Annotated in this window: 2 protein-coding genes; both read left to right on the plus strand. The window is 51.6% G+C overall.

Features of this window, described 5'->3' with window-relative positions:
* Positions 1–1,695, plus strand: a 1,695-nt coding sequence (locus ACTHMC_RS22530) for a SusC/RagA family TonB-linked outer membrane protein (RefSeq protein WP_440416615.1), incomplete at its 5' end; no start/stop codon positions are given.
* A gap of 11 nt (positions 1,696–1,706) precedes the next feature.
* Positions 1,707–2,624, plus strand: a 918-nt coding sequence (locus tag ACTHMC_RS22535; RefSeq protein WP_440416616.1) for a RagB/SusD family nutrient uptake outer membrane protein, incomplete at its 3' end; no start/stop codon positions are given.

The following is a 2,624-nucleotide window of genomic DNA, read 5'->3' on the forward strand; positions in this document are numbered from 1 at the left end:
GCAGACCGCTTCAGTCGCGAAGGCACCGTATATACCAGTCATAAAGGACAGGCCACTATCCGCAACAGTGAGACCTCCACCACTGTTTTCGAGAATACGGCCACCTATAACGGACAGTTCAACAGGATCCATTCTCTTTCCGCTGTGGCCGGTTTCATCCTGGAGAAAGGGGTGTACAAGGATTTCTATACCGGGGTGCAGAACTTCCCTGATCAGGATATCATGATCAACCTGACCAGTGGTACCACTCCGCTGAAACCCACCTCCACCTTCACTTCCAGTTCGCTGGCTTCTGCCATTGCCAGGCTGAATTACAAGCTCAATAATAAATACCTGGCCACCTTCACTTTCAGGAGTGATGGCAGCTCCAGATTTGGCCCCGACAGAAGATGGGGTTTCTTCCCTTCCGGAGCGCTCGCATGGGTGGCGTCTGAAGAGCCCTTCGTGAAGAAATACCTGCCTGCTTTTTCTTACCTGAAATTCCGTTCTTCCTTCGGTAAATCCGGATCGCAGGTGTTGGGGAACGACGACTGGCGCACGCTCTATTCCTCGGCCCAGTATTATGAGCAGCCCGGTATGACGCCTTCGCAGCTTGGTAACAACGAGCTGCAGTGGGAAACCACCGTGTCGCTCGATGGCGGCATCGACTTTGCCCTGAACAACGACCGCATCAGGGGTACGCTCGGCGCTTATGTAAAAGAAACGAAGGATATCATTTACACGCGCACCATCCCTTCCAGCAGCGCCTTCACCAGTGTGAAACAGAATGTGGCAAGTATCAGGAACAGGGGCGTGGAATTCGATATCGCTTATGACCTGGTGAAAACAAAGAATACCACGTTCACTGTAGGTTTCAATATTGCGCATAACCTGGCAAAAGCGCTGAAGATAAATGGCGTGGATTCCGTGATAGAGATCTATTCCGGCAGTGCGCTGGCCATGCGTATCAAAGAAGGTGAGCCTATTTCACAATGGATCGGGTACCAGTGGAGTGGCAGGTATTACCAGTCCATGGAAGAATACAACCTGCTGTCAACCGTCAATCCGCAGACCAACGCCAAGATCTGGTACCAGAACGGATTGAACAGCATCCGCCCCGGTGATCTCCGCTTTGACGATACCAATGGTGATGGTGTAGTGGATTCAAAGGACCGGGTTCCTCTCGGCAGCGCACAACCGAAATTTTTCGGCGGTTTCAATACCAATCTTCGTTACAGGAATTTCTCCCTTACCACCCAGTTCTCTTATTCCTACGGCGCAAAGCGGTATTGGTACACCAATGCCGCCAACTGGTATGGTGTGGGGCTTTTTCTGAAGAACTATCCTTCTTATGTGCTGGATAGCTGGTCGCCCGAAAACCGTGATGCAGCCTGGCCCCGCATGGCATTGGGTACAGGTTCTTCCAATACCTTCAGCGATTTCTGGCTGAGCCGTGCGGATTATGTGCGCCTCAACCTGGTGCGCCTCAACTACCGCATTCCGCAGAGCCTGCTGAAGGTGAAGATCATCAATGCCATCGATCTTTCTGTATCAGCGTCAAACCTGCTTACGCTGACCAACTACAATGGCATCGATCCGCAGGGGAACTTCAGGCTCACCAATGGTGGCGGCGGCATCGCAGGCATTGGCAGCGATTACGGTATCTATCCATCAGTGAAGACCTTCAACTTCTCAGCCCGGATTTCCTTCAACTAAAAGCAGACAACATGAAAACGATCTATCAATTTCTCATATATGCACTGGTGCTGGGAATATCTTCCAGCTCCTGCAAGAAGTTCCTTAACGAGGAACCACAATACCTGCTGACACCGGAAGGTGCAGTTACTGATGAGCCGTCCGCCCAGGCCGTGCTGAATGGCGCTTATTCTTCGCTGGGTAAGGATGAATGGACGGTCCGTTTTTCCAGCGGCTTCTCTTCCATGCTCGGCGTAGTGAATGCAAGCAGCTCCGCATTCAATTTCAATATGACTGCCACCGGCGATAATCAGTTCCTCTGGCAGATCTTCTATAAAACGGCCAATGGCGCCAATGCGGCGATCTCCGCCATCGAGCCCCTGCCTGAATCTGTTTTCATCACGCCCGGCAGGAAAACGGAGATGCTGGCTGAAGCCAGGGCCATCCGCGCCTTCGCGCATTTCTACACCTTTCTGTATTTCGGCAGGTGGTGGGATCCCGCGGACTCAAAATATGGGATCATCTATAAGGATGTTTTGTCAACCCTCAACAACGTATACCAGGCCAGGCTCACTGTTGGAGAGAGTTATGCGAAGATCATCGAAGACCTGGACTTCGCTATCGCTAATGCGCCTGCTTACAAAACCGGTGTGCGGATGAGCAAGCAACTGGCGCAGGCCCTGAAAGCCAAGCTGCTCCTGTACCGTGGCGTTCAGACTGATTATCCCGCGGCATTGTCGCTGGTTAATGAAGTACTCTCCAATGCCACACAGGTAGGATTGCAGCTGGAGCCTTCACTCACCAGTTTGTACAATAACAGCTGGGATTCAAAAGAACTGCTGTTCTGCCGCTACCGCGAGAAAACAGACGACGTGATCTCTGCCTACAACTATACTTACGGTTATAACTATGCGACATTGGGTATTGAAACACTGGGTAAATCTTTCCTG

The sequence above is a fragment of the Pseudobacter sp. genome (assembly GCF_051955275.1).
Taxonomy (GTDB): Bacteria; Bacteroidota; Bacteroidia; order Chitinophagales; family Chitinophagaceae; genus Pseudobacter.